Origin of the sequence: Streptomyces sp. NPDC047853 (genome assembly GCF_043204535.1) — a bacterium.
In the GTDB taxonomy this organism is placed as follows: Bacteria; Actinomycetota; Actinomycetes; order Streptomycetales; family Streptomycetaceae; genus Streptomyces.
Genome location: NZ_JBIDCI010000028.1, coordinates 1 through 24225, shown reverse-complemented (window position 1 = coordinate 24225; position 24225 = coordinate 1). Strand labels below are relative to the sequence as shown.

Annotated in this window: 20 protein-coding genes and 2 pseudogenes; 12 read left to right on the top strand and 10 right to left on the bottom strand. The window is 70.8% G+C overall.

Going from position 1 to position 24225, the window contains the following annotated elements; translation table 11 throughout:
- Positions 1 to 129: 129 nt before the first annotated feature.
- The 6 genes from ACGF5T_RS33110 to ACGF5T_RS33085 all read right to left on the bottom strand — a co-directional run bounded on the left by ACGF5T_RS33110 (position 130) and on the right by ACGF5T_RS33085 (position 8369).
- The gene (locus ACGF5T_RS33110) at positions 130 to 1353 is read right to left on the bottom strand and encodes an FAD-dependent monooxygenase (protein ID WP_361019517.1); all 1224 of its coding nucleotides are present in this window, start codon (positions 1351 to 1353) and stop codon (positions 130 to 132) included.
- Positions 1350 to 2747 carry an MFS transporter gene (locus ACGF5T_RS33105; RefSeq protein ID WP_361019520.1) on the bottom strand — a complete coding sequence of 466 codons (1398 nt, stop codon included), beginning with the start codon at positions 2745 to 2747 and terminating at the stop codon, positions 1350 to 1352. The genes ACGF5T_RS33110 and ACGF5T_RS33105 overlap by 4 nt, the downstream gene beginning before the upstream one ends.
- A 217-nt stretch (positions 2748 to 2964) precedes the next feature.
- Complete coding sequence (locus ACGF5T_RS33100) at positions 2965 to 5478, bottom strand: FtsX-like permease family protein (RefSeq protein ID WP_366769165.1); 2514 nt, start codon at positions 5476 to 5478, stop codon at positions 2965 to 2967.
- Positions 5475 to 6320: an ABC transporter ATP-binding protein gene (locus ACGF5T_RS33095; protein WP_366769166.1), complete on the bottom strand. Its 846-nt coding sequence runs from the start codon at positions 6318 to 6320 to the stop codon at positions 5475 to 5477. The genes ACGF5T_RS33100 and ACGF5T_RS33095 overlap by 4 nt, the downstream gene beginning before the upstream one ends.
- Positions 6321 to 6459: 139 nt before the next feature.
- Positions 6460 to 7134 carry a response regulator transcription factor gene (locus ACGF5T_RS33090; RefSeq protein ID WP_361019529.1) on the bottom strand — a complete coding sequence of 225 codons (675 nt, stop codon included), beginning with the start codon at positions 7132 to 7134 and terminating at the stop codon, positions 6460 to 6462.
- The gene (locus ACGF5T_RS33085; RefSeq protein WP_366769167.1) at positions 7131 to 8369 is read right to left on the bottom strand and encodes a histidine kinase; all 1239 of its coding nucleotides are present in this window, start codon (positions 8367 to 8369) and stop codon (positions 7131 to 7133) included. Before ACGF5T_RS33085 ends, ACGF5T_RS33090 begins: the two co-directional genes overlap by 4 nt.
- Here ACGF5T_RS33085 and ACGF5T_RS33080 point away from each other — a divergent pair.
- Positions 8368 to 8841, top strand: a complete 474-nt coding sequence (locus ACGF5T_RS33080; protein ID WP_366769168.1) for a hypothetical protein — start codon at positions 8368 to 8370, stop codon at positions 8839 to 8841. The two genes, ACGF5T_RS33085 and ACGF5T_RS33080, sit on opposite strands and share 2 nt — an antisense overlap.
- Positions 8842 to 9178: 337 nt before the next feature.
- Here the strand turns inward: ACGF5T_RS33080 and ACGF5T_RS33075 are convergent, their stop codons facing one another.
- Positions 9179 to 10198, bottom strand: a complete 1020-nt coding sequence (locus ACGF5T_RS33075) for a GNAT family protein (protein WP_366769169.1) — start codon at positions 10196 to 10198, stop codon at positions 9179 to 9181.
- Between the two features lie 109 nt (positions 10199 to 10307).
- Here ACGF5T_RS33075 and ACGF5T_RS33070 point away from each other — a divergent pair, with 109 nt between their 5' ends.
- The 3 genes and pseudogenes from ACGF5T_RS33070 to ACGF5T_RS33060 all read left to right on the top strand — a co-directional run bounded on the left by ACGF5T_RS33070 (position 10308) and on the right by ACGF5T_RS33060 (position 13198).
- Positions 10308 to 10925, top strand: coding sequence for a TetR/AcrR family transcriptional regulator (locus ACGF5T_RS33070; protein ID WP_366769171.1), 618 nt, complete (start codon positions 10308 to 10310; stop codon positions 10923 to 10925).
- Positions 10926 to 11253: 328 nt separating this feature from the next.
- Positions 11254 to 12097, top strand: a pseudogene (locus ACGF5T_RS33065) (IS5 family transposase).
- 75 nt (positions 12098 to 12172) lie between these two features.
- Entirely contained in the window at positions 12173 to 13198 is a 1026-nt protein-coding gene (locus ACGF5T_RS33060) for a hypothetical protein (protein WP_356609875.1), read from the top strand.
- Positions 13199 to 13304: 106 nt separating this feature from the next.
- On the opposite strand, the gene ACGF5T_RS33055 is transcribed toward ACGF5T_RS33060, so the two are convergent.
- Positions 13305 to 14606, bottom strand: a complete 1302-nt coding sequence (locus tag ACGF5T_RS33055; protein ID WP_366769355.1) for a GAF domain-containing SpoIIE family protein phosphatase — start codon at positions 14604 to 14606, stop codon at positions 13305 to 13307.
- A gap of 509 nt (positions 14607 to 15115) precedes the next feature.
- On the opposite strand from ACGF5T_RS33055, the gene ACGF5T_RS33050 reads away from it, so the two are divergent.
- The 6 genes from ACGF5T_RS33050 (at position 15116) to ACGF5T_RS33025 (ending at position 21688) form a co-directional block, all read left to right on the top strand.
- Positions 15116 to 15799, top strand: coding sequence for a hydrolase (locus ACGF5T_RS33050; protein ID WP_361019544.1), 684 nt, complete (start codon positions 15116 to 15118; stop codon positions 15797 to 15799).
- A 167-nt stretch (positions 15800 to 15966) separates the two neighbouring features.
- Positions 15967 to 16674: a YoaK family protein gene (locus tag ACGF5T_RS33045; protein WP_356609881.1), complete on the top strand. Its 708-nt coding sequence runs from the start codon at positions 15967 to 15969 to the stop codon at positions 16672 to 16674.
- A 100-nt stretch (positions 16675 to 16774) separates the two neighbouring features.
- Entirely contained in the window at positions 16775 to 18664 is a 1890-nt protein-coding gene (locus tag ACGF5T_RS33040) for an amidohydrolase (protein ID WP_366769356.1), read from the top strand.
- Between the two features lie 37 nt (positions 18665 to 18701).
- Positions 18702 to 19475: an aquaporin gene (locus ACGF5T_RS33035; protein ID WP_366769357.1), complete on the top strand. Its 774-nt coding sequence runs from the start codon at positions 18702 to 18704 to the stop codon at positions 19473 to 19475.
- A 769-nt stretch (positions 19476 to 20244) separates the two neighbouring features.
- Entirely contained in the window at positions 20245 to 20658 is a 414-nt protein-coding gene (locus tag ACGF5T_RS33030) for a MerR family transcriptional regulator (RefSeq protein WP_366769358.1), read from the top strand.
- Positions 20659 to 20764: 106 nt separating this feature from the next.
- Positions 20765 to 21688, top strand: a complete 924-nt coding sequence (locus ACGF5T_RS33025) for an NADP-dependent oxidoreductase (protein ID WP_366769359.1) — start codon at positions 20765 to 20767, stop codon at positions 21686 to 21688.
- A gap of 84 nt (positions 21689 to 21772) precedes the next feature.
- Here the strand turns inward: ACGF5T_RS33025 and ACGF5T_RS33020 are convergent.
- Together ACGF5T_RS33020 and ACGF5T_RS33015 are read right to left on the bottom strand one after the other, a co-directional pair.
- Positions 21773 to 22006: pseudogene (locus tag ACGF5T_RS33020) on the bottom strand (hypothetical protein); the annotation flags it as partial.
- A gap of 70 nt (positions 22007 to 22076) precedes the next feature.
- Complete coding sequence (locus ACGF5T_RS33015) at positions 22077 to 22607, bottom strand: TetR family transcriptional regulator (protein WP_366769360.1); 531 nt, start codon at positions 22605 to 22607, stop codon at positions 22077 to 22079.
- A 147-nt stretch (positions 22608 to 22754) separates the two neighbouring features.
- On the opposite strand from ACGF5T_RS33015, the gene ACGF5T_RS33010 reads away from it, so the two are divergent.
- Together ACGF5T_RS33010 and ACGF5T_RS33005 are read left to right on the top strand one after the other, a co-directional pair.
- Entirely contained in the window at positions 22755 to 23492 is a 738-nt protein-coding gene (locus ACGF5T_RS33010; RefSeq protein ID WP_366769361.1) for an NAD(P)-binding domain-containing protein, read from the top strand.
- A 301-nt stretch (positions 23493 to 23793) separates the two neighbouring features.
- Positions 23794 to 23979, top strand: coding sequence for a hypothetical protein (locus tag ACGF5T_RS33005; protein ID WP_361019556.1), 186 nt, complete (start codon positions 23794 to 23796; stop codon positions 23977 to 23979).
- Positions 23980 to 24225: the final 246 nt, after the last annotated feature.

Here is a 24225-nt window from a genome sequence, read left to right as displayed (position 1 = left end):
GCATACCGTGACCGAGCGGTCGCCGAGTTCGCAACCACCTCCGGGGCAAGCTCTTCGGAGTGCACCGCGACCGCACCTCTATGTACGGGGAGTAAGGGAACTGCGGCGCAGCGGCTCTTGGACCTGGTCTCACGCCATGGGCGGGACTTCGGGCAGGGTGAGGGCCGAATGGGCCGGTCGGGGCTCCACCGAGGGCAGGGCGCTGAGCTTGCGCAGCCTGTCGTTGCGCTGTTTCAGGGCCTCTGGCGTGGTCGGGAAGAGCGTGGCATCGCCCTCGCCGACCAACTCCTGGTTCAGCGTCACGAACTCCCGGGTGTCGCGTTCGTATGCGGCGAAACCCGCGGCATGGTCTCCGGAGGCGGCGGCCAAGGAGCCGGCGAGCATGTACGCGCCGACCAGCGCGAGGCTGGTGCCCTGGCCGGTCAGGAACGAGGGCGCGTATGCGGCGTCACCGACCAGCGCGACCCGACCGCTGGACCAGCGGGGCATGCGGATCTGGCTGACCGCGTCGAAGAACACGTCCTCTGCCTCGCGCAGGGCGGCAAGCAGGCCCGGGACCTCCCATGCGCCGTCGGCGAACACGCGTGTGAGCAGTTGTCGTTGGGATCGCGCGTCGCGGAGCGCGTCGAACGGCGGTTGCGGATGGGCGAAGGTCAAGAAGGCATGCACCTCGTCGGTCTCTCCCGCAGCGTAGAGGGCCGCGGCCCTGCCCGGGGTGTTCCACATGACGGTCTCGTGGGAGAGCCCGAACGTGTTGCGCAGGGGGAAGATGGCGAAGCAGTAACCGAGATAGCGGTGGAACGGAACCTCGGCGCCGAACGCCAACTCGCGTGTACGGGAGTGCGCCCCGTCCGCGCCGATCACCATGTCGAACGTGCGCGTGCCGCCGCCGCGGAAGGTGACGTCGACTCCGTGCCCGGGCTGGTCGAGAGTGGCGACGGAGTCATGGAAAATGAACTCCACATCGTCGCGGACCGCCGCGTACAGGGCGTCGGTCAGGTCTCCGCGCCGCACCTCCAGGTCTTGTCCTGCCACGCCGCCGGAGACGGCGTGCGGGGGGAGCGAGACCACCGTGTCGCCGTCGCCCTCGAGGAACGTCAGCCGCCGCAGGTCGATGTGCGCCTCCCTCAGGTACGGCAGGAGGCCCATCCTCCTGACGACCTCGAGCGCGGTGCCGCGCACGTCGATGGGATAGCCGCCTCGGCGCAGCGTGGCCGCCTTCTCGACGACGGTGACCGCGAACCCGGCGCGGTTCAGCCAGAACGCGAGAGCGGGGCCCGCGATGCTGGCCCCGGAGATCAGAACCGTGCGCCTTGGCCTGGTGCGGATTTCTGTCGGGTCGCTACGGGTCATTCCTTGACTCCTTTGCTCATGGTGCGGGTGATCAACAGGGCCAGCGCGGTGACTGCGCCGGCGATGACGAAGCCGGTGAAGAAGGCCGACTCGGAGGGGACGTCCGACGCGGAAGGGGTCGCAGCGGTGAGGAGGGCGCCACCGAGCTGTGCCCCCACGGCGAAACCGACCACGCGCGTCACCAGGACCAGGCTGGTGGCGATGCCGGTGTCGCTTTGATCGACGGAGGTGGCGGTGCTGGTCATCATCGCCGTGACACACAGGCCGTTGGCCAGCGCGATCAGCGCCTTGCCGAGGACGAGGTGCCAGGGCTCGGTGTGCACGGCCGCAAGGGCGGTCAGGGCGACGGCCATGGTCACGACGCCCACGGTGACCACGAGGCGCGAGCCGAACCGCCGCGTCCCGAGCCCGCCGAGCGGCCCGGCCAGTGACGCGGCAACGGCGCCGGGAAGCAGGAAGAAGCCGATCTCGGTGGCACTGGCCCCGAAGCCGTACTCGTCCGTGGGCACCGCGAACAGCTGGGGGACGAGATAGACCGCCATGGACGTTCCGACGCAGATCACGAACGTCAGCACACACGCCTTCCAGATCGCCGGCCGTGCGAGCATGCGCAGATCGACCATGGGCGAGGCCGCGCGGCGTTCCACGGCTGTCCATCCGGCCCCGAAGGCGGCCAACACCACGACGAGGGCGCCGAGCACGAGTGGCTGCGAGGTTGCGTCGGGGGCCAGCGCGAGCACGAGCATGAGCGTGGTCAGCGCCCCGCTCAGGAGGAACAGACCGGCCCAGTCCATGCGGACCTGGCCGGACCGGGCCGGCGGATCGTGCGGCAGCAACTTGCTCACCAGGAGGGTGGACCCGATGACGGCGCACGTCGGCAACGCGAACATCCAGTGGCGGGACAGCGTCTCCGCCACGGGCCCGGCCGACAGCGTCCCCGCCATCCCGCCCCCGACGAACAGGCCACTGACCACACCGATGGCCACCTTCGCCTCTCCCTGAGGGAGGTGTTTGCGGACGACGATGAACGACAGCGGCAGCGCGCCCACCATCGCCCCCTGCAGCACCTGACCGAGCAGCAGCACGGGCAGATTCGGCGCCAGGGCAGACACCAGTCCACCGGCCGAGACCACCGCCATCAGCCGGGTCAGGACGCGTTTCCCGCCGTAGCGGTCGCCGAACTTTCCGGCGACCGGAGTGACGAGGGCACCGGTGATGAGGAGCACGATGCTGAGCAGCGCCCCCTGCGCCGGGGACATGTCGAGCTCGCGCTGCAGCAGCGGGAGCGTCGGCGTCACCACCGACTCCAGTGCGCCGGTGGCGAGCGCCAACAAGCCCACGGCCCCGACAGCGGCCTTCCCGATGTGGATCGGGGGATCCAGGGTTGTGGTCATGAGTGTCCTCTCCGTCATGGCAGGTCGTCGGCGGCCTCGTGCGCGGCGCTGCCGCCTGGGGCAGGAGTGCGCGCCGCGGGTCGGTAGGGATGTACGAGGGCGCGGTAGCGGCTCCCCCCGTTCAGGAGCCGTGCGTTCTGTGCCGCCACCGCGAGGGGCGGGATCGCGGCGTGGTGCTGGGTTCCCGCCCCGTAGCGGTGTGTGATCTCGAGGAGCGCTATGACCAGCGGCGCAGGGCTCTACGGGCCGGCAGCGTGATCGCGAGCAGCGTCAGCCCGCCGGCGGCTGCCGCGAAGGAGCCGTACACCAGCGGGGGCGCGTATGGCGCCTCCCCCGTCATGCCGCTCATCATCGGGAACAGCGTGGCCGCGGCGATCGCGGTGCCGAGGAGCACGCCGGAGGCCGACACCAGCAGGCTCTCCCAGCCGAGCATCCGCACGACCTGGCGGCGGGTGGAGCCGACCAGGCGCAGGGTGCCCAGTTCACGGCGGCGGTCGAGGACGGTCATCACCAGGGTGTTGGCGGCGGCGACGGCAGCGAAGCCGCCGAGAACCGCGGCCATGGTGTTGTTCATCCAGGCGCCGGTCCTGGCGTCGAGACTCTGCTCGGCGGCGTAGCCGGAGGCATCGGTGACCTCGCCCAGGGCGGCGAGTGACGCCTGCGTGCCGCCGCGGACGAGCAGCGTGCTGTCGAAGCCGGAGGTGGTGTGCCCGGCCAGGGACGCGCGGTCCATGGTCACTGCCGGGAGGCCGAGGCCTCGGTCGTAGACCGCGACGACCTCCGGGCGAGTCCTGGTGCCGTCGGGAAGGTACAGCGGAAGCCGGTCACCGATGCCGACGTCCGCCGTGTCCGCCAGGTTCTTCCCGATGGCGACGCGACCGGCGCCGACGCGCTCCAGGCTGCCCTGCGTCACGCCCAGGTCCTGCACCTCGGCGAGGTCGGCCACCGACCCGGCGACGCCCTGGGCCGCCGTGCCCTGCAGTGCCTTGAACTCGCCGGAACCGGTCGGCACCAGCAGCTGTGCGTTCAACAGGCCGACGGCCGCGTCCACGCCGGGCACATGGGCCGCCCGCTGCACCGCGTCCACCGGGAGCCCGGCCGGGCCGGTGACCACGTGGTCCGCGGTGATGCCCGCGCGCAGCTGTTCGTCAGCGACGTGTCGCTCGCTCGTGTTCATGAACACGAGCGTCGAGGCGAAGGCCACGGCCAGCGCGATCGGGGTGATCGCGGAGGCGAGACGGCGGGAGTTGGTCCGGGAGTTGGCGGCCGCGAGCCAGGCGGTGGGCCCGCTACCGCGCAGCGGCAGGCTGAACAAGGCCGTGCACAACCGCGCGACCAGCGGGCCGAGCAGTCCGACGGCGAGCATGAAGGACATGACGACACCGAGGGCGGCACCGGCGGCGCCGTCACCGGTGGAACCGGCCGCGACGCCGGTGAGCGCCGCGCCACCGGCCAGGGCGACCACACCGAGGACGGTACGGACGACACCCGGCCGCAGCCGCTCCACCGACGCCTCGGCGAGCGCCTGCCCCGGCTTGGTCTTCGCCGGCCGGCGACCGGCGACCCAGCCGGCGCCGAGTGCGGTCAGGAGCCCGGCACCGACGGCGACAAGGAGGGGCATGCCGGAGACGTGCAGTGGTACGGCCTCGGGGACCGCGCCGCGGTCCTGCAACTGCCCCAGCCACCAGCTTGCGAGCCCGATGCCGGGCAGTGCGCCGAGGATCCCGGCCAGTGGCGCGACGAGCAGGGCTTCGAACGCGACCGCGCGGCGGATCTGCCGCGGGGTGGCTCCGATGGCACGCAGCAGGGCGAATTCGTGGGCGCGCTGTCCGACCGACAGCGCCACGGTCCCGGCCGCGGTGAAGATCGCGACGAGGGCGGCGATCCCGCCGAACGGGCCGCCGATACCGAAGAGGGTGTCCTTGGCGTAGGCGAGGCCTGGATCCTCGATGGCGCCGCGGTCGTCGCCGGTGTGCACCTGGGCGCCGGATCCTGTCAGGGCCTGCTTGACGGAGCCGGCGAGGGCGTCGACATCGGTTCCGGGCTTCGCGAGCACGGCGATGGCGTCCGCCTGGCCGGGATGGCCGGCGAGTGCGGAGGCCTGGCTGTCGGCGAACCAGGCGAGGGGCCCGGCCTCCTTGCTGGTGTCCGCCGGTCCGGCCGTGGCGATGCCCGCGACGCGAAAGTCCCGCTGCCCGGCGGCGGTCTGGAGCACGACGGTGTCGCCGACCCCGGCCTTCGCGGCGCGGGCCGTGTCGGTGTCGAGCACGACCTCGCCCTCGGCCGGCGCGCCTCCCGCGGTCAGCGTGGAGCCGGTGAAGGCGTGCGAGCCCCACCCGTGCGCGGTCAGCACGCCACCCTCGACGGGCAGTTCACCTGTCGCCCGCACCGGGAAGGTGAAGTCGGGCACCGCCGCCTGCACCCCGTCCGCGCGAGCGGCCTTGTCCGCGAGAGCGGCGTCCACGCGTGCCGTGTCCGGCAGTGGCACCGCTTCCTTCTCGCGGTCCTCGCCGCTCCCCGTGACGACGTACTTGTACTGGTCGGCCGCCGCGACGACCGGCGCCTTGGCATAGCGTTCCGCCGGCACCGACGCGCGCAGGCCGGTCTCCAGCAGGATGCCGCAGGCCGAGACGATCAGTGCGGAGATCATCAGCACGACGAAGGTCCCCGCGAAGGAGGCGGGCTTGAAGCGGACGGCCGCGCGGGCGAGCCCGTTGGGCTTCAGTTTCATGCCGCCGTCCCCGCCATGGCGCCCACGGGAGCGGTACGGGCGGTGAGCGCCGTCATCCGCGCCGCGATCTGCTGCGCGGAACCGCGCTCGATGCGGTCGGCGAAGCGGCCGTCGGCGAGGAAGAGCACTCGGTCGGCCCAGGCGGCCGCGGCCGGGTCGTGGGTGACCATCACGACGGTGGCACCGAGCTGGTCGACGGCGTTCCGCAACAAGCCGAGGACCTCGGTGGCGGTGCCGGTGTCCAGGGCACCCGTCGGCTCGTCCGCGAAGATCACGTCCGGAGACGTGACCAGCGCTCGGGCGACGGCCACGCGCTGCTGCTGGCCGCCGGAGAGCTCCCCGGGCCGGCGCCCCGCCTTGTCGGCCAGTCCGACCTGCGCGAGCACCGCGGCCGCCCGGCGGTGGTCCTGACGCTGCCCGGCGAGACGCATGGGCAGCAGCACATTCTGCTCCACGGTCAGCGACGGCAGCAGGTTGAAGGCCTGGAAGACGAACCCCAGGCGGCTGCGGCGCAGTTCGGTCAGCTCGTCCTCGCTCATGCCGGTGATCTCCGTGCCGCCCAGGAACACGGATCCGGCGGTCGGCCGGTCCAGCCCGGCGGCACACTGGAGGAAGGTGGACTTGCCGGACCCGGACGGTCCCATGACCGCGGTGAACGTGCTGCGCGGCAGGGCGAGGTCGACGCCCGAGAGGGCGTGCACCGTGCCCGCCCCGCGACCGTACTGCCGCCGGACGTCGCGCAGCTCGACGGCGAGACCGGGCGTGGCTGCCGAAACCCCGGGCCGGTCGTCGACCTCCGGCCGGTCGTCCGCCTTCTGCCGCTTGCCCTTGCGTAGCCTCATGTCCCGTCTCCCTCTTACGCGCGCTTTCTGTGACGCGTGAAGAGTGCGGGGACGGCCGTGCGCCGGGCGTCATACCGGGGAGCCAAGGTGGAAGTGCTACCCCGGTAGGGGGTGAAGGAGGGCCGGGGGCCGGGCGGTCCTAGTCGCCCGGGGTCACCAGCCCCGACTCGTAGGCGAAGACCACCGCCTGTGCGCGGTCGCGCAGGTCGAGCTTGGTGAGGATGCGGCTGACGTGCGTCTTCACCGTCTGCTCTGCCAGCACGAGGGTCTGGGCGATCTCCGTGTTGGACTGACCGCGGGCGACCAAGGTGAGGACCTCGGTCTCGCGTTCCGTCAGCCCTTTGAGCCGCAGCGCCGGCCTGCCCCGTGTGGTGGGACGCTGCTTGGCGAAGTCCGCGATGAGGCGCCGCGTCACCGAGGGAGCGAGCAGCGCGTCGCCCGAGGCCACCACTCGGACCGCCGCGATCAGGTCGGCCGGCGGCGCGTCCTTGAGCAGGAACCCGCTTGCGCCTGCTCGGAGCGCCTCGTAGACGTAGTCGTCGACGTCGAACGTGGTGAGCATCAGGACGCGCGGCCGGTGTGTGACCCCCGCCGGCGGGTCCAGGAGGCGGCGCGCGGCCTCCAGGCCGTCCATCTCCGGCATCCGGACGTCCATCAGCACGACGTCGGGATGGGTACGCCGGCTCAGTTCGACACCCTTGGCGCCGTCGGGGGCCTCCCCCACCACGTCGATGTCGCTCTGGGCGGCCAGCAGCGCGGCGAAGCCGGCCCGCACCATGGCCTGGTCGTCGACGATGATGACACGCGTTGTCACGTCAGGTCTCTTTCGGTCAGGGGAAACTGGGCGGCGACCCGGAAGCCGCCGTCCGGGAGCGGACCCGTGTCGAGGGTGCCGCCGATGATCCGTACGCGCTCGCGCATGCCGACAAGGCCGTGCCCGGTGCCGCTCGATTCGAGGGGCTCGGCGGGCGGCTCCGGCGGGGGCCCATTGATGATCAGGAGGGTGAGCCGCGCGCCCTGCTCCGGATCGGGCTCCGTCACCGACAGGGACACCTGTGTGCGGGCACCGGGCGCGTGCCGCACGACGTTCGCCAGGGCCTCCTGGGTGATCCGGTACGCGGACAGGCCGACCGCCTCGGGCACTTCGACGTCGCAGGGGGTGAACTCCACTGGGCCGCGGGCCCGCGCCGTCGCCTCCACCAGCTGCCCGATCTGCGCCAGGCCCGGCTGGGGCACCAGCTCGCCGCGTGCCTCCTCGTTGCGCAGCACGCCGAGGAGGCGCCGCATCTCGCCGAGCGACTGGCGCGCGGTCGCCGCGATGGAGGTGAACTCCTCCCGCACGTCCTGCGGGAGCGTGTCGAGGCGGTACTCCGCGGTGTCCGCCTGCACCGTGATGACGGACATGTGGTGGGCCACCACATCATGCAGCTCGCGGGCGATCCGGGCGCGCTCCTCCAGCAGCGTCCGACGGTCCCGCTCAGCCTCGCTGATGGTCTCCTGCTCGACCAGCCTGCGCTGTACCTCGGACCGCTCGCGCAGCACCCCGCCGAGCAGCAGCGTGACGCCCCCGAGGATGGTGAGCAGCAGGCCCTTGGCGCTGAAACCGTGCGGCGCGGCGAAGCCCAGGGCCACGTTCGCTCCCGCTGTGGCCAGCCACACCAGCAGCAGCGTCCGGCGCGGCTCGCGCAGGCCGAGGGCGAGGCAGAGGCCGACGTATCCGACGATCTCCATGGGCGGGAACGGCCACAGCAGCCGCTCCTGGAAGTCGACGGTGAGCAGGACGAGCGAGCCGGCCACGTCCGCGGTGAAGACCACGTACCAGGCCTGCAGCGGCCGTACGACGGCGAGCAGCAGCGGCGCGGCCTGCGCGACGGCCAGCCCTGCGGCGACTCCCCCGTTCAGGCCGTAGTCGGCGGTGAGGACCACGATGGTCGTGGGCAGCAGGGCGACGCTCAGCACGAACGCCACCGCCCATGGCAGCAGCCGCACCCACCGACGCGAGGCCCCCGCGAGCGGGGCGCGCGGGCGTTCCTCCTCCACTGGGATCATGCGCACCAGCCTATGCGCGCGCGACACGTTCGAAGAGGCGCAAGGCGATGGCTCCTCAGATGTCGGCATTCCTTGGGCCGGCGGGCAGCGCTTCCGCTTGGGGGGTGCCGATCATGTTCAAACAGGGGTGGGGTTCCTCGCGTTGTTCGGGCTCGGCTGGCGGCTGCTGGCCACCAGCGCATTCGACGGCGTTGCGCGCCTGGTCGAGGTCGTGGCGGCCGGCTGTGCCGTCACGGTGGGACGGAGGTTCGCCGCGCGCCGCTATCTCATTTCATCGGCAGGCGGCCCGTTCCCCGCCGGCCGACATCGGCGGTTCCATCAGGTCAACGGCCTCCAGTGGCTGCTGATCGTCGCCATCGCCGTGGTGTGCGGACCCCGTGACCCCGGGACTCACCCCCGCTGGTCGCGGTTGTCGTCGGGCTCCCTTTCCTTCCGCTCGCAACGGGGTTCGAGCAGCCCCGACTGCGAGTGACGGCGGCCCTGTTGCCCGCGACCGGAGCGTCGGGCCTCGCCGTACGGCTCACGAACGGCCCGGACAAGACCGTCCGCCTTGGGGTGGGCGCCGTCTCCGCGCTGTGCCAGTGGGGCATGGCCATCCGGACCGTCACGGGGGCGGCATCCGCCGCTCAACAGGGCGTAAGGGAGTGAGGCGGCAACCGCACGCACCCTGGGCGTCCTCGTCGTGGCCCGCGTACGGAGCGTGAACGCGGGCGAAGCCGTACGCCGCGTCCTCGGCATGTGACTGCCGTGGTACCCGGAACCCGGCCGCCCGCGGTTCCGGGAATCGGCCGGGGAGCCGGGTGCGCCCGTCACTCGGGGCGGCGGGCCGGTTCGTCGTCCCAGGCCATGGAGGACATCCTCCAGCCGTCTCGGGTCCGGAGGAACTGGGTGGTCTTGTGGCCGTGTCCGTCGATAGGTGCTCCGTCCCGGACGCCGGACTTGCGGTACTCACTGAACCGGTGCGCGACCGATCCGAAGATCTCGGTGCGCTGGGAGACCTCCCACTCGGAGAACTCCGTCAGCGTGCCGTCGGTGAGTATCTTGCGACGCGGTTCGATGAACGCGTCCACATCCATGATCACGGGGTCGTTCCCGATGTTGGAGATGATCCGGCCCTCCGGGACGAAGAGTTCGCGGATGATGTCCAGATCGGGGTGCCTTCCGCCGGTGTTGGTGAAGGAGTCCATGAACAGGCCCATCAGCCGGTCGATGTCCGCCTGGTCGCCGGACGCGGCCTCGGCCTCGGCCTCGGCCTCGGGCTCGGGCTCGCGTGTGGACCGAACCTCCGCCGGCGCCCACTCCTGCGCCAGGACCGACCACACCTCGCTGTCGTGGCGCACCCCCCGGTACGGGTAGCGCTGCCGGAGCACGCCGTCGCGGGTCATGCCCAGGCGGCGGGCGGACGCGATGCTGCGGGTGTTGCCCGAGGCGACCCACCACTCGACCCTGCTCATTCCGCGCTCGGTGAAGGCCCAGTCGATCAGTGCCCGGCACGCGCGGGTCACCAGTCCCCGGCCCTGCCCGGCCTCCTCCAACCAGCAGCCGATCTCGCACACGCCCGAGGAGGCGTCGAAGCGGGTGAACATGACGCCGCCGACGAGCACTCCGTCCAGCCATATCCCGTATATGCGGCCGCTGTCGGAGGACGAGAGATCGGAGTAGCGCTGGAGGGTCGACCTGGCCGAGGCCAGGTCGGTGGTGAGGGACGCCCACGGGATCCACGGGTCGACCAGGGGGCGGGCCCGGTCGATGTGCGCCAGGAACTCCGGGGCCTGCCAGGGCTCCAGGGGTCGCAGTTGTGCGCGTTCGTCGAGCGGGTGGGTGAACATGGGCTTTCCGCCTTCCGGGTCGGGACGGCCGGTGCCGCCGGCGGAGGAGCTGCCCGCGGTCACACGGCGAGGAGGTGCGTAACAAGCGTTTGGTATGTAGGCTAGCGGCATGGCGCCCCCCGCACCCGGAGATCACGAAGCCCGACGCAAGGACGTGTCCGAGGCGGTGTGGCGCGTCCTTGCCGCCAAGGGATTCGGTGGTTTGACACTGCGCGCCGTCGCCGCCGAGATGGGCGTCTCGACCGGCCTGCTGACGCACTACTTCCCGAGCAAGCGGGCCCTCGTCACACACGCGCTGGACCTGCTGGAACAGGACACGGCCGAACGCCCGCGCCGTACTCCCCCCGCCGACGGCCTCTCCACCGTGCGGGCCATGCTGCTCGACATCCTGCCGCTCACGCCGACCGACACCGCCCGCAACCGCGTCTGGGTCGGCTCCTGGGACCTGTCGCTCGCCGACGAGACGCTGGCCGCGCAACAGGGCGACCGATACGCGCGGTTGCGCGACGGCTTCCGCCCTCATCTGGAGACGGCACGTGGCCTCGGGGAGATCCCCGCGACGGCCGACACGGGTCAACTGAGCGCCGTCGTCGTCGCCTTCGTCCACGGACTCGTCGTCCAATCCCTTTTCGACCCTGGACGGTTTCCCCAGGACGTGCAGATCGCCATGGTCGACGACTTCGTCGCTAGTCTCGCCGGGCCGGAGAGTCATCGCTTGACAGGCTGATCACATACAGCTGTTTCGGCCGGTCACACCACGGACTTCGGCGAGTACCACTCCGATGACCGGGGCCTCGACTCGGCGTCACCTGGCTCGATGTGAAACGGGACATCGGCCGGCCCCTGACGACTCCGGCACGAAGCGCACCAACGCCGGGTTCTCCCGGAGCAGTTGGGGAACGACTCCAGCGGAAACGCCGGCGCCCAGGTCATGGTCAGCTCACCCGGCGTGCCGACCACTCCCGCCGCTCAGGCTGTGGTTGCGCATCCGTCCCTGGCACCCGGTCGGCAAACGGTCACCGGTCGAGGCGCTAGGCAGTTTCGTTGATCTGGACATGTCGCTGACTGACGCCCAGTGGGCGCGGATCGAGCCGTTACTTCCGGATCGGACGCCGAAGAGGGGTGGCCGTGGGCGGGACCACCGTGAGGTGATCGACGCGATCGCCTTCAGGTTCCGGACGGGAACGCAGTGGGTCCATCTGCCGGAGAGGTACGGGAACTGGCGAGGTGTCTACAACCGGCTGCGGATGTGGGCCGTCGATGGCACCTGGGAGCGGGTGTTCACGGCGCTGGTGGCCCAGGCCGACGCCGACAGTGAGCTTGACTGGGTCGTCTCGGTGGACTCCACAATCGTGCGCGCTCATCAGCATGCCGCTGGGGCCCGCAAAAGGGGGCTCCAGCGGCCGAGCCGCACGACCACGCCATCGGCCGGTCGCGCGGGGGACTTACAACGAAGATCCATCTTGCTGCCGACGGCCGCTGTCGTCACCTCGCGTTCATTCTGACCGGCGGCCAAGCGGGCGATGCACCCACCTTCCTGGACGTCATGGCCGGCCTCCGTGTACCGCGTCGCCGCGGACGGCCCCGAACCAGGCCAGACGTAGTCATGGCCGACAAGGCATATTCCTCGCGCGCGATCCGCGACCACCTGAGGAAGCGCGGCATCCGTGCGGTGATTCCCGTGCCAGCAGATCAACGTGGCCATCGGCTGCGGCGGGGCGGCCGGGGCGGGAGACCGCCGGCCTCAACCGCGAGACCTATAAACGGCGCAACACTGTCGAACGGTGCATCAACCGCCTGAAGCAGTGGCGCGGCATCGCCACGCGCTACGAGAAGACCGCGACCATCTACCTGGCCGGACTCCATAGTGCTGGGATCTTTCTCTGGTCTGCCTGCTGACTCAGGGAACTGTGCGGTGTCACCTGACGTGGATCGGTACACCCATTGTCAGACGCTGCTGGCAGCATCACCGCCATGACCGCCATCCGTACCACCCCACCGCGGCCAGTCGACGTGACCGCGCTCTTTCCTCAACTGGCCCCGCTGGCGCGGACGACGACCCGGCTGCACCCGCGGCCCGGGTCGCCGACCGTGCGCGACAGCTCCGTCGGCGGGCCGCTCCTGTGGCCCGCCGACGAGCCGTGGCCGCACTGCGACGAGCCGCACGAGAGGGGTGCGACGCGCAGGGTTCTGTCCCCGGACGACATCCGGCTCCTCCGCACCAACCAAGCGGCGGTAACGAGCCGGCGGCACCTCGGCAGCCCGGCCTCCCGGCCCACGCCCGAGGAACTGGCCACCGAGAAGCGGATCCTCCAGGGCCGCCCCTGGCCCGAGGACCCGGTACCCCTGCTCCCTGTCGCCCAGCTGTACGCCCGCGACGTCCCTCTCCCGTTCAGCCCGCCCGGGGCCGACCTCCTGCAGGTCCTGTGGTGCCCCTTCGACCACCCCAGCCACCCCCGCACCGCGGTCTTCTGGCGCTCCGCCAGCACCGTCACCGACGTCCTCGACACGCCGCCCGAACCACCCGCGATCAAGTCCCAGGGCTATCTCCCGGAGCCGTCCCTGCTGGCACCGGAGCGTGTCACGGAGTACCCCGCCTTCATGGAGCTGGACGAGGAGCTGCGGCAGGAGCTGGGCGACCCGAGCCGGTGGGACGGCTCCTGCCCCGCCAGCCCGCGCGAGTTCTACGAGAGCGAACTGTCCACTTCCCCCGGCTGGAAGACCGGCGGCTGGTCTCGCTGGGGCCTGTCCGACCCCATGCCCCGCCGCTGCCCGGAGTGCGGCACCGAGGCGCTCCCGCTCCTCACCATCGCCACCCTCGAATGGGACGCCGGCAGCGACAGCTGGGCCCCTGAGGAGGAGCGGACCAACCCGACTCCACTCCTCCTCGGCACTCCGCCCGCGAACTTCACCCTGATCGGGATCGCCCGCGGCTCCAGCCTCCAGCTCCACGCCTGCCCGGCCGACCCGTCCCACCCCCAAATCGAACTGGTCCAATGAGCCCTTGCGGAAGTCCTGCGCGCCGACGCGTACGCCACAATCGGTACCGCGATCGACTCTCCAGTCAGCAGCCCTGGCCAACTACAGATGATCCAAACGACGGGCCCTAGGTGGGCAGGACGCGCAGCACCATCATGGCGGTGTCGTCGACGGAGTGACCGCCGGAGTGGGCGGAGGCTGCTTCCCAGAGCCGGTCGAGGGTCTCAGTGGCATCGGCGCCATGGGTGGCGGCCAGCGCCCGCGCGAGGCGGTCGGCGCCGAAGAGCGGGCCGCGGTGCTGGTCGCGTGCTTCGGTGATGCCGTCGCTGTAGAGCAGCAGAGCGTCACCGGGACACAGGCGGAAGGCGGTGTCGGCGAAGTCGTCCCGGGCCGCCGGGATGTCAGGACTCAGCAGGATGCCGGTCGCGTTCAGTTCCTCCACGGTGCCGTCCACGCGGCGGATCAATGCCGGCGGGTGCCCCGCGCTGGCGTAGAGGCCGGTGATCCCTTCGGGGCCGGGCTCGAACACGGCGACGGCGGCGGTCAGGAAGCGTTCGCTGACGTGCTGATCGACCAGGTCGTCGTGCAAGCGGTGCAGCACGGTGGCCGGGTTCTCGTGCTGATTGGCCGCGGCACGGATGGTGTACCGGGCGAGGGTGGCGACTTTTACCGCGTCGAGGCCCTTGCCGCACACATCGCCCATGACCGCCGACCATTTCCTGCCCCGGGTCTCGAACAGGTCGTAGAAGTCGCCGACCACCTCGGCCCCGATGGCGCCGGTGGCGTCGGCCGGCAGGTGCGTCGCGGCCACGTCCAGGCCGGGCGCCCGTGGCAGACAGGGGGGCAGCAGGCTGTCCTGCAGCGTCCGGGCCAACGCCGCCGAAGCGCTGCCCGCGGCCTGGGCCTCGCGCAGGGCCTGGCGCAACGCGATCTCGGAGGACACCGAGCGCGCGAGGATGCGCAGGGCCTCAGACTGCTGCGGGGTGAAGGGCCGGGCGTCCTCGTCGATCACGCACAACCCGCCCAGTACGTGTCCGCCGGGCGAGATCACCGGATAGCCCGCCCAGGCTCCGATGCCCAGCACGTCGACGGCGGGGAGGTCCCTGACACGCGGGTCGGTTCTCGCGTCCGGCGCGATGAGCTCCTTGCCAGTACCGATCAGGAGGTGGCACGGGCTGTCGCGGATGTCGTTCCCGCGCTCGGCCGCCGGGTCCACGCCGACCGCGCTCTTCCAGACGGACCGCCATCCGTCGGCGACGGTGAAGAACGCCATCCGAGCACCGGTGACCGCCAGGGCGAGCCGCGCGATGTCGTCGAACGTCCCCTCCGGCCCGGTGTCCAGCAGCCCCGAATCCGCCACCGCCGCCAAGCGCGCGGGATCGAACACCGCCTGCGGCAGTTCTCCGGCCGATGTCGCGTTCACGGTCATGTGCTGCTTCCTGTCCTGCTCACGAGTCCTCAGCCACCCGCTGTCGAGGCCGACCAGGAAGTCATCGTCCCCGGGGCGCACGCTGCTGGAGGCTGCCGCTGCCCGGACGGCACGCCCTGTACGGGTTCCGACGGCCGCGGTGCTCACGGAGATCTTTGCTCCTTGAAAATTCAGGTAGCGGCAGAGAGACAGGACAGGGTCCGCTTCTGTGACACGTCACGCCGTCGGCCACTGCAGCGCGGCGCTCCCGTCCGTTCTTCCGCCGCATACCGGGTTCGGCCACGGAGCGAGCCACTGCCGGGCACGGGGCACTGCGCCGGCGGCCCGCCCGTACCGTGACATCGGCTCCTGCTGCCGCGGGCGGCGGTCGGCGAGTCGGTGGGACCGGCCCGTCGCGGCAGCGCGTGTCACACAACTTCGGCCTCTCCGGTCTACTCGCCGAAAGCAAATACGGAGCAAAGTGCGACGCGTTGTCGCGCCCCCTCCGACAGCGAGAGACGAGAAGATCCATGAGCCTGAACCGCGAAGTCACCGGCACCGAGATCGTGGCAACCCCGACCCCGAGCGCGGATCTGCTGACGCCGGACAACTCGGTGTTCCTGTTCATCGACCACCAGCCCCAGATGTTCTTCGGAGTCGGCAGCAGTGCGCGGACGGCGATCATGAACTCCACGGTCGGGCTGGCCAAGACCGCGAAGACGTTCCAGGTGCCGGTCATCCTGACGACCGTGGCGTCGGAGACCTTCTCCGGTCCGCTGCTGCCCCAGCTCACCGAGGTCTTCCCCGACGAACCGGTCATCGATCGCACCACGATGAACTGCTGGGAGGACAGCTCTGTCATCGAGGCCGTCAAGGCGACGGGCCGCAAGAAGATCGTCCTGGCCGGCCTGTGGACCGAGGTGTGCATCGTGCTGCCGGCCCTGTCCGCGCTGGCCCAGGGCTACGAGGTCTACGTCGTCGCCGACGCCTGCGGTGGTCTGAGCCCGGCGACCCACGAACACGCCCTGCAGCGCATGACCAAGGCCGGCGCCGACGTCATCGACTGGATCCCGGCCCTGCTGGAGCTGCAGCGTGACTGGGCCCGCTTCGACACCTACGACGCCGTCGTCGAGACGGTCAAGGCGCACGACGGTGCCTACGGCCTCGGCCTCGTCTACGCGCAGCGCTTCCTCGGCGAGGGCGCCGCCGGCTGAGCCACCCGAACCCGGCGGGCCGGGGGCAGTACAGGGTGCCCCCGGCCCGCCGACCAGGGCCGCGACCGCCGACCACGCCGGCCCGGCCGCCGGGTGCGGATTCGTCCACGGCCCCGCTCCGGGGCGAAGGACACAGGGCACCGCACCGTACGAAGGAGCACCCCGTTGTGAGCAGCACCCCCGACAGCCGCGGTCCCGGGCGAACCCTGGCGCACGGCGACCGGCTGACGGTCTCTCTCACCGCGCTGACCGTCGTCACCGGACTCATCGACGCGATCAGTTACCTCGGGCTCGGCCACGTCTTCACGGCCAACATGACGGGCAACGTCGTGATCATCGCATTCGCCGCGGCCGGGGCGTCGGGCTTCTCACTCGCCGCGTCCCTGGTCTCCCTCGCGGCGTTCTGCGGCGGAGCGGTCGTCGCGGGACGCCTGAACCTGGCGCTGCGCGAACTCCCCCAGCGCCGCTGGCTGTGCCTCTCGCTGATCCTCGAGGCGGTGCTGCTGCTCTCGGCCGCGGCGGTGGCCTTCGCCGCCCCGCACCAGGCGCGCTACCCGCTGATCATCCTGACTGCGGTGGCGATGGGTATACGCAACGGCACCGTGCGCAGGCTGGCAGTGCCGGACATGACGACGACCGTGCTCACCCTCACCGTCACCGGACTGGCCTTCGACTCCTCACCGGCGGGCGGCGACAACCGACGGGCCGGACGCCGCGTCACGGCCGTCCTCGCTGTCCTCCTCGGTGCTCTGCTGGGAGCCTGGCTCGTCCTCCACCACGGGCTGGCCTGGCCCCTGCTGCTCAGCGGCTCGGGCGTGATGGCCACGGCGCTCGTCCTGCGGCGCGCCCCCGAGGCAGAGCCCCGCAACGTGTGATCGGGCCGGTTCACCCCTCCTCCGCGGGCCGGCTCGCGCAGCGGCACCTGCCATCACGCCATTCCACCCCTTTCCTGACCAACTTTCCGGGAGATGTCCCATGTCTACGATTCCCGTCGGTGGGCTCGTCCCCACCGCTGTCGACGGCGTCGCCGCCGACCTGGTGGTACGCAACGCCAAGGTGTACACCGCCGACCCCGCCCGTCCGCAGGCCGATGCCGTCGCCATCCGGGACGGCCGTATCACCGCCATCGGTGACGACGTCGACATGACACCGTTCATCGGCACACGCACTCGTGTGGTAGACGCACTCGGCCGCAGGATCGTCCCCGGTCTCAACGACTCACACCTGCACGTCATCCGCGGTGGTCTCAACTACGTCCTCGAGTTGCGCTGGGACGGTGTTCCGACGCTGCGGCAGGGACTCTCGATGCTGCGCGAGCAGGCCGGCCGTACACCCAGGGGGCAGTGGGTGCGCGTGGTGGGCGGCTGGAGTGGCGAGCAGTTCGCCGAACGCCGGCTGCCGACCGTCGCGGAACTGAACGCGGCGGCACCGGACACCCCCGTGTTCGTGCTGCACCTGTACCAGTCCGCGATCCTCAATCGGGCCGCGCTCAAAGCCGCCGGAATCACCAAGGACTCCCCCGATCCCAAGGGCGGGCAGATCGTCCGCGGCCGCGACGGTGAGCCGACGGGCATGCTGCTGGCCGCCCCCAGCGCCATGCTCCTGTACTCGACGCTGGCCAAGGGCCCGCTGCCGGAGGGAGAGGACAGGAAGACCTCAACGGTCCACTTCCTGCGCGAACTCAACCGGTTCGGTCTGACATCGGCCATCGACGCCGCGGGCGGATTCCAGAACTTCCCCGAGAACTACGGCACGGTCACCGAGCTGGCCAACGAGGGCAGGCTGTCCCTGCGGATCGCCTACCACCTCTTCCCCCAGACCGCCGGTCAGGAGATAGCCGACCTCAAGCGCTGGATCGAGATGATCAAGCCCGGCGACGGCGACGAGTGGCTGCGCCTCAACGGCGCCGGTGAGAACCTCACCTGGGCGGCTGCCGACTTCGAGAACTTCACCGAGCCTCGCCCACAACTGGGCAGCTACGAAAGTGAGTTCGAGGAAGCGGTGCGGCTGCTGACCGAGAACGGCTGGGGCTTTCGCCTCCACGCCACGTACGACGAGACGATCCGACGCGACCTCGCGGTGTTCGAGAAGCTCGCCGCGCAGGGACTCTTCCCCGCCGGCAACCGTTGGCTGTTCGACCACGCCGAGACCGTCTCCCCGCAGAGCCTGGACCGCATCGCCGCGCTCGGTGGGGCCCTGTCCGTCCAGAACCGGCTGTCCTTCCAGGGCGAGGCGTTCGTCCGGCGGTACGGCGCCACGGCGGCCGAACAGGCCCCACCGGTACGGGCGATGCTGGACCGTGGCCTGACCGTGGGCGCCGGCACGGACGCCACCCGCGTCTCCTCCTACAACCCCTGGGTCGCCCTGCACTGGCTCGTCTCCGGCAAGACGGTCGGCAACCTGACCATCCGCCCGCCGGCCAACCTCGTCGACCGTGAGACGGCGCTGGCCATGTACACCCGGGGCGGCGCCGAGCTGACCGGTGAGGGCGACGTCAAGGGTGTCCTGCGCCCCGGCTGCTACGGCGACCTGACCGTCCTCTCCGACGACTTCTTCACCGTGCCGGAGCAGGACATCCCGCACATCGAGTCACTGCTGACGGTCGTCGGGGGCCGCATCGTCTACGCCGCCGGCGCGTACGAGGGCCTCGACGAGGCGCTTCCTCCCCTCCGCCCGGAGTGGAGCCCGGTCGCCCACTACGGCGGCTACCAGGCCACCGCCAAGCCCAGCATCGCCGGCGGCCGCCAGGCCGAACTCCTGGGCCAGGCCGTCGCCGAATCCGAGCAGCACCGCCAGTGGCGCGCGCAGCGCGGATTCATCCCCGAAGCGCGCACCGAGATCTTCGACACCTGCTTCGTCCTGTGATCCCGGGACGTCAGACCCAGCGCATCTGGAGCACCGCATGAACGGCCCCACCGCACGCCTCTCGCTCGTCCGGCACAGTTCCGAGGAGTTCTTCCTGACCTTCTTCCTGATGCTCGGCGTGACGACCATCGTGCGGTGGGTCGTCGGTCCGTCCGCCCTGTCCGACGCGATCCCCGGCATCCGGCTGAAGCTGCTCGTCGTCGGTGCGGCGGTCGGCCTGCTCGTCACCGGGCTGATTCTCAGTCCTCTCGGCAAGCGGTCTGGCGGGCACATGAACCCGGCGATCTCCTTCGCGATGTGGCGTTTCGGGGTCTTCCCGGGCACGTCGGTGGCCCCGTACGTCGCGGCCCAGCTCACCGGCTCCCTGCTCGGTGTGTTCGCGGCGCGGGGTCTGTGGGGCGGTACCGTGAGCGGGCCGCCGGTGGCCTACGCGGCGCTGCAGCCCGCACCGGGCTGGTCGGCGGCGTGGCTCCTGTTGGCCGAGGCGGCCTCCATGGGCGTCATCGTGCTGCTCGTGGGGCTGTTCCTCTCAGTTCCACGGCTCGCGCGCTACATCCCCTACCTCGTGGGCCTCCTCATCAGCCTCGCCATCGCCCTGCTGGGCACGCTCACCGGCGGTAGCGTCAACCCCGCCCGCCAGTTCGGCCCCGCGCTCGCCTCCGGCCAGTACACGTTCCTGTGGGTCTACCTGCTCGCTCCCCTGCTCGGCGCCCTCCTGGCACCGTACGTCCGCGACTACCTCCTGGGGCGCCGCCGGGTGCTCACGCACTGCCTGCACGGCGCCCACCCCGACGGCAGCCCGGTGAAGTGACGCCGCTTCCGCCGTGGCGGCGAACGTCCCAGGTGGACTCCGCAGCCGATGCAGCGCAGGAGCATGGCGGTCGCTTCCTCGCCAGGCTGGTCAGGCTGGTCTGGGAATGCTCGAGCCGGCTTTCGTCGTGCCGGCCGTCGAGGCGCATGTCGATCCGCCACTGGTCAAGCGTTCCGGGATGCGCCGCCGGCTCGGCGTATCCGACTTCTCCCACGAAGGCGGCCGCGTCCTGGCAGTGAACGAGCGGTGTGGATCCTGCCCGTCAAGGAAAGGTGAGCCTTGCATCGCTGCCTTCCTCGTGTCGCCGTAGCGCTCCGGCTTCGCCCGCTGGTGCCCCTTGTGGGCGTCCTCGACGACCAGAGGGTGCGGCCCGAACCGGGCCGCGGCGGTCTCCCACTCGTCCGGGCCGGGGCCCGGACGACGCGCTCCCCCAGGTGATCGTCCGTCCCTGCGAACGCAGCGCTGAAACGTTCCAGTGCCTTTCCAGGAACCGACATCACGGCAGCGAACAACTCGTTCTTCGACCGGAAGAACTGCATCACCAATGACGCGTCGACGCCGGCGTCGGCCGCGACTCGCCGGAAGGGGCCGCGGTGAACCCGTCGCTCGTGAAGCGGGTACTAGCCGCGGCGAGGATCGCCTGCCTGGTGGCGTTCGCTCCCTCAGTCGTGGGACCGGGAGGACGCCTCTGCGGCTGCAGGGGTGTCCGCGAGCGCCCATGGTTCGACGGCGGTCTGAACCTGTAGCACGCAGGCGTAGGCTCTCAGGGATGCGGATAGGCGAGTTGTCCAAGCGCACGGGCGTGAGTCCGCGCTCACTGCGGTACTACGAAGAGCAGGGCCTGCTGACCAGCTCACGCTCCGGCGCAGGGCAGCGTCACTATTCCGATGCTGCGGTCCAGCGCGTGTCACTCATTCGACAGCTGTTCGACGCGGGTATGTCCAGCAGTGTGATCGCGACTGTGCTGCCGTGTGTGGACGTCCCGGGTGACTTGGGCGTCGCCGAGGAGACGTTCACGGCGATGATGCGCGAGCGCGACCGGATCGACGCCGACATCGCGCACCTGATCGAGACCCGGGATGCACTCGACGTGCTGATCAGGGGCAACCGCCGACACCGGGCGAAGCTGTCCACGGCCCCGGCCCCGGCCCCGGCCCCGGAACCGGTGACGCGGTCGGCCTGATGCTGTGATCTGCATCTCAGCCGGTTGCCCCTCACATCAATGTCAGAGGTGAGGATGGCGACAGCGCCCGGAATCACCGGGCCGGTCGTACGAGAGGCGGCGGAAGATGGGGCAGGCATGGGGTTTTGGCAGGTACGGCGGGCCCGAGGTGCAGGAGTACTTCGATCGTCCCGATCCTGTCCCCGGTCGCGGCGAGGTGCTGATCCGGGTCGACGTCGCCGGCGTAAATCCCCTCGACCACCTTCTGCGCTCCGGTCTGGTCGACGGGCTGGACGGCGGGCGTCCGTTTCCTCGCGTGTTGGGCATGGAGGCAGCCGGAACCGTTCTCGCCCGGGGCGAGGACGTCAACGGGCTTGAGGTGGGTGACGCGGTCTTCGGCTTCGCGCTCACCGGTGGCGGCACCTACGCCGAGACGACGGTGCTGTCCGCGCCGAACACCGCGCGCATCCCGGAGGGTCTGTCCGCGACCGTGGCGGCAACGCTGCCAGTAGCCGGGACGACCGCGGTGGACGTGCTCGACCAGCTCAGCCTCCCGGCCGGTGCCACGGTCCTGGTCAACGGAGTCGGGGGCGGGGTCGGCCTCGCCGTCGCCCGGCTGGCCATCGGCCGCGAGCTGCGCGTGATCGGCACCGGGAGTACCGCCAAGCGCGAGCACGCCGAGGCCATCGGGGTGCGGTTCGTCGACTACACCGCCGAGGACGTCGCCGCCGCGGCACGCGAGCTGGTTCCGGACGGCTTCGACGGGATCGTCGACCTGGTCGGCGGCACCTCGCTGCGGACGGTCGCGCCGCTGGCCCAGGATGCCCGCAACGTCATCGCTGTGGGTGACATGTCCGTGCCCGATCTCGGTGGACGTTTCGTCGAGCGTCGCGTCGACCGCGAGAACCTGGAGCGGTCGGCCCGGCTGGCCCTCGACGGGCTCCTCGCACCCGTGATCACCGCCGTCCATCCGCTCTCCGACGCCCCGGCCGCCCTGGCCACCGTCGAGAACGGTCACGCCTCGGGCAAGGTTGTCATCAAGGTGGCATGAGAAGTGCCCGGCCGTCCGGCGCTGTCGCCGTCCACTGCGGGCTGACGAGAACCCGTGGGTCAGCGCATCATCGACTGAGCACGTTCACCTGTACGGGGCTGATCCACGTTCAGGCGTACGCCGACAGGTGACTGCGGCCCTCGGCTGCGGCTCGTAGAAGGTTCCGTCGCGGAACGTCGGGAACAAGACGTCGGCCAGCCGTCCGGCGGGGCAGAGCAGGGCCTGGGTGTGGTGCTTGCTCTGCGCAATCTTTTTGTCGTAATAGACCCGCGAGGCCGGATCGCCCAATGCGGCAAATACGGAAAGGAAAAGGCCCCGTGCGCCGGCCGGTCGGAGATTTTGGCGGTGGCGTGAGCTGGTGATGCCCCTTGGCCCGGTCGGCGCTGGGTCAGTTCCGGATGCTGGTGGGTTCCAGTTGGGCCAGGACGTGGTCGAGGTCGGCGGCGAAGGTGTCCGGGCCGTTGCTGTCGGGGTCGCACGCTTCCATGACGGCGTTGAGGGCGGCGAAAGCGGCCCCGACGAGAGCGCGGGCGAGGACACGGCTGTCGGTTCCGGTGGAGCGCTCCAGAAGGACGTCGACGAGCCCGCGCTGGATGAGGTCCATCCGGTCGAGGTATGCGGCACGCAGGGCTGGGCTGGACTCGATGATCGAATACATGAGCTTGGCCCGGTCGCGATCGGACGGTTCGCCGCGAGAGGCGACGACCACCTCGAAGGCGTGGCGCAGGGATGTCCAGGGATTTTCCGCTGCCGGACGCGACCGCAGGACGTCCACCATGCGCTCGCCTTGCCGTTCGAACTCACCCAGGACCAGGTCCTCCTTTGTCCCGGCGTACCGGAAGAAGGTCCGCTGGGAGACGCCCGCCCGCTCAGCGATGTGGTCGACCGTGGTGGCGTCGTAGCCCTGTTCCCGGAACAAGCACTCCGCCACTGCACGGGGCTGGACCGAGCCACCTCGCGAGGCGACGCCCGTTTCCCGCAGCGGGGACCCGCACAAAGCCCGGTGCCCGAAAGCGGCACCGCCTGGTCTGGCACCAGCGGGCCGGCGAAACGAACAGGAGAACCCATGGACATCACGGTCATCGGAACCGGGAACATCGGAAGCGAGCTCGCCCGTGTACTCTCGCGCGCCGGCCACACGCTCACCCTGGCGAACTCCCGCGGCCCGGAATCCCTGAAGGAGCTGAACGACGAACTCCACGCCCGCGCGGCAGCATCGACCGCCGACGCCGTAGCGCACGCCGACGTCATCGTGCTCTCGGTTCCCTTCGGGGTCGTCCCTACGCTGGCCGGGGACCTGCGCCAGGCACCCGCCTCCACGGTCATCGTCGACATGTCCAATTACTATCCGCTCGGCGGATATGTCGCCGAGGGCCTCGACGACACCACCGCCCAGAGCACCTGGATCAGCACGCAGATCGGCCGCCCCGTCATCAAGGCGTGGAACACCGTCTTCTCCCTCACCCTCGCCACCAAGGGACAAGCCCAGGGACACCCCGACCGGATCGCCCTGCCCGCGGCCGGGGACGACACGGCCGCCAAGAAGGTGGTGATGCAGCTGATCGATGACACCGGCTTCGACGCCGTCGACGCGGGACCGCTGTCCGACTCCTGGCGCATGGAGCCCGGCTCCCCCGCCTACTGCACCGACCTCGACGCCGCAGCCCTTCGAGCCGCGCTCGCCCGCGCCGACCGCGCACGCCTCCCCCACGACCGGGACGAGGAGGCCCGCGGGGCCTACACGCCGGGTGTCGGCATCGACATGGTCAACGGCGCCCAGATCTACCGCGAGGTCACCGCGTAGGAACCAACGGACACGAACCGCCCCGCCCGGTCCGTCAGGCCGGGCGGACCTGACGGACCCAGCGTCGCCCCCCCATCGGCGAAGGTGATGCTCCGGACATTTCGCTATCGGCTCGGGCAGCGACGGGACCTCAGCGGGAATCGGGGCTGCGTACCGCCACCGCGTGTGACGAACCGTTCGAACCCCCGACGTGCAGCCGGCTCCCGCCCTCCTGGCCTGACCCGCCCGCCTCCAGCCGGGGCACGACCGGGCCCGTATGCTGCGCCAGTCCCGAACCGCCGCTGAAGGGAAACGCCCCACCGTGTTCCAGCAGACGCCCGTCTACGACCGCCTCGTCGCCGAACGCGGCGACATCCCCGTCCAGGTCCGCGGGGAAGCCGACCGGATACACCGAGACCTGGCCCAGGTACTGCGCCAGGTGTCGTCCTCCCAGCCGAGCGCCCCGCGGAGTGCCTTTGCGTCCAAGGTGCCTCCCACCACCCTGTAAGGGCTAAAGTCCCATGGGCACCGACTGTTTCGTGACCTGGGCCGGGCGTGCGTCGTTGTCCTGGTGGTGCCGCTCCCATTTCCTGTGGCGCTGTGACGGCGCCCGGCCGAGTGCCGCGTCCGTCCACGACCGACGCGGACGGGTAGGCCTTAGAGGTCCTAACAAAGGCGTCGAACGTGACGGTGGGTGATCAGGCAGACGGCGAGGCCGAGGAACGCTTCGTGGATGTCGTCGCGTCTCTCCCAG

Bases quoted from the DNA above. Each gene is read 5' to 3' on its own strand.
- ACGF5T_RS33110 (WP_361019517.1), bottom strand. From the start codon at position 1,353: ATGACCCGTAGCGACCCGACAGAAATCCGCACCAGGCCAAGGCGCACG.
- ACGF5T_RS33105 (WP_361019520.1), bottom strand. From the start codon at position 2,747: ATGACCACAACCCTGGATCCCCCGATCCACATCGGGAAGGCCGCTGTC.
- ACGF5T_RS33100 (WP_366769165.1), bottom strand. From the start codon at position 5,478: ATGAAACTGAAGCCCAACGGGCTCGCCCGCGCGGCCGTCCGCTTCAAG.
- ACGF5T_RS33095 (WP_366769166.1), bottom strand. From the start codon at position 6,320: ATGAGGCTACGCAAGGGCAAGCGGCAGAAGGCGGACGACCGGCCGGAG.
- ACGF5T_RS33080 (WP_366769168.1), top strand. From the start codon at position 8,368: ATGCGCACCAGCCTATGCGCGCGCGACACGTTCGAAGAGGCGCAAGGC.
- ACGF5T_RS33085 (WP_366769167.1), bottom strand. From the start codon at position 8,369: ATGATCCCAGTGGAGGAGGAACGCCCGCGCGCCCCGCTCGCGGGGGCC.
- ACGF5T_RS33075 (WP_366769169.1), bottom strand. From the start codon at position 10,198: ATGTTCACCCACCCGCTCGACGAACGCGCACAACTGCGACCCCTGGAG.
- ACGF5T_RS33070 (WP_366769171.1), top strand. From the start codon at position 10,308: ATGGCGCCCCCCGCACCCGGAGATCACGAAGCCCGACGCAAGGACGTG.
- ACGF5T_RS33060 (WP_356609875.1), top strand. From the start codon at position 12,173: ATGACCGCCATCCGTACCACCCCACCGCGGCCAGTCGACGTGACCGCG.
- ACGF5T_RS33055 (WP_366769355.1), bottom strand. From the start codon at position 14,606: ATGACCGTGAACGCGACATCGGCCGGAGAACTGCCGCAGGCGGTGTTC.
- ACGF5T_RS33050 (WP_361019544.1), top strand. From the start codon at position 15,116: ATGAGCCTGAACCGCGAAGTCACCGGCACCGAGATCGTGGCAACCCCG.
- ACGF5T_RS33040 (WP_366769356.1), top strand. From the start codon at position 16,775: ATGTCTACGATTCCCGTCGGTGGGCTCGTCCCCACCGCTGTCGACGGC.
- ACGF5T_RS33035 (WP_366769357.1), top strand. From the start codon at position 18,702: ATGAACGGCCCCACCGCACGCCTCTCGCTCGTCCGGCACAGTTCCGAG.
- ACGF5T_RS33030 (WP_366769358.1), top strand. From the start codon at position 20,245: ATGCGGATAGGCGAGTTGTCCAAGCGCACGGGCGTGAGTCCGCGCTCA.
- ACGF5T_RS33025 (WP_366769359.1), top strand. From the start codon at position 20,765: ATGGGGCAGGCATGGGGTTTTGGCAGGTACGGCGGGCCCGAGGTGCAG.
- ACGF5T_RS33010 (WP_366769361.1), top strand. From the start codon at position 22,755: ATGGACATCACGGTCATCGGAACCGGGAACATCGGAAGCGAGCTCGCC.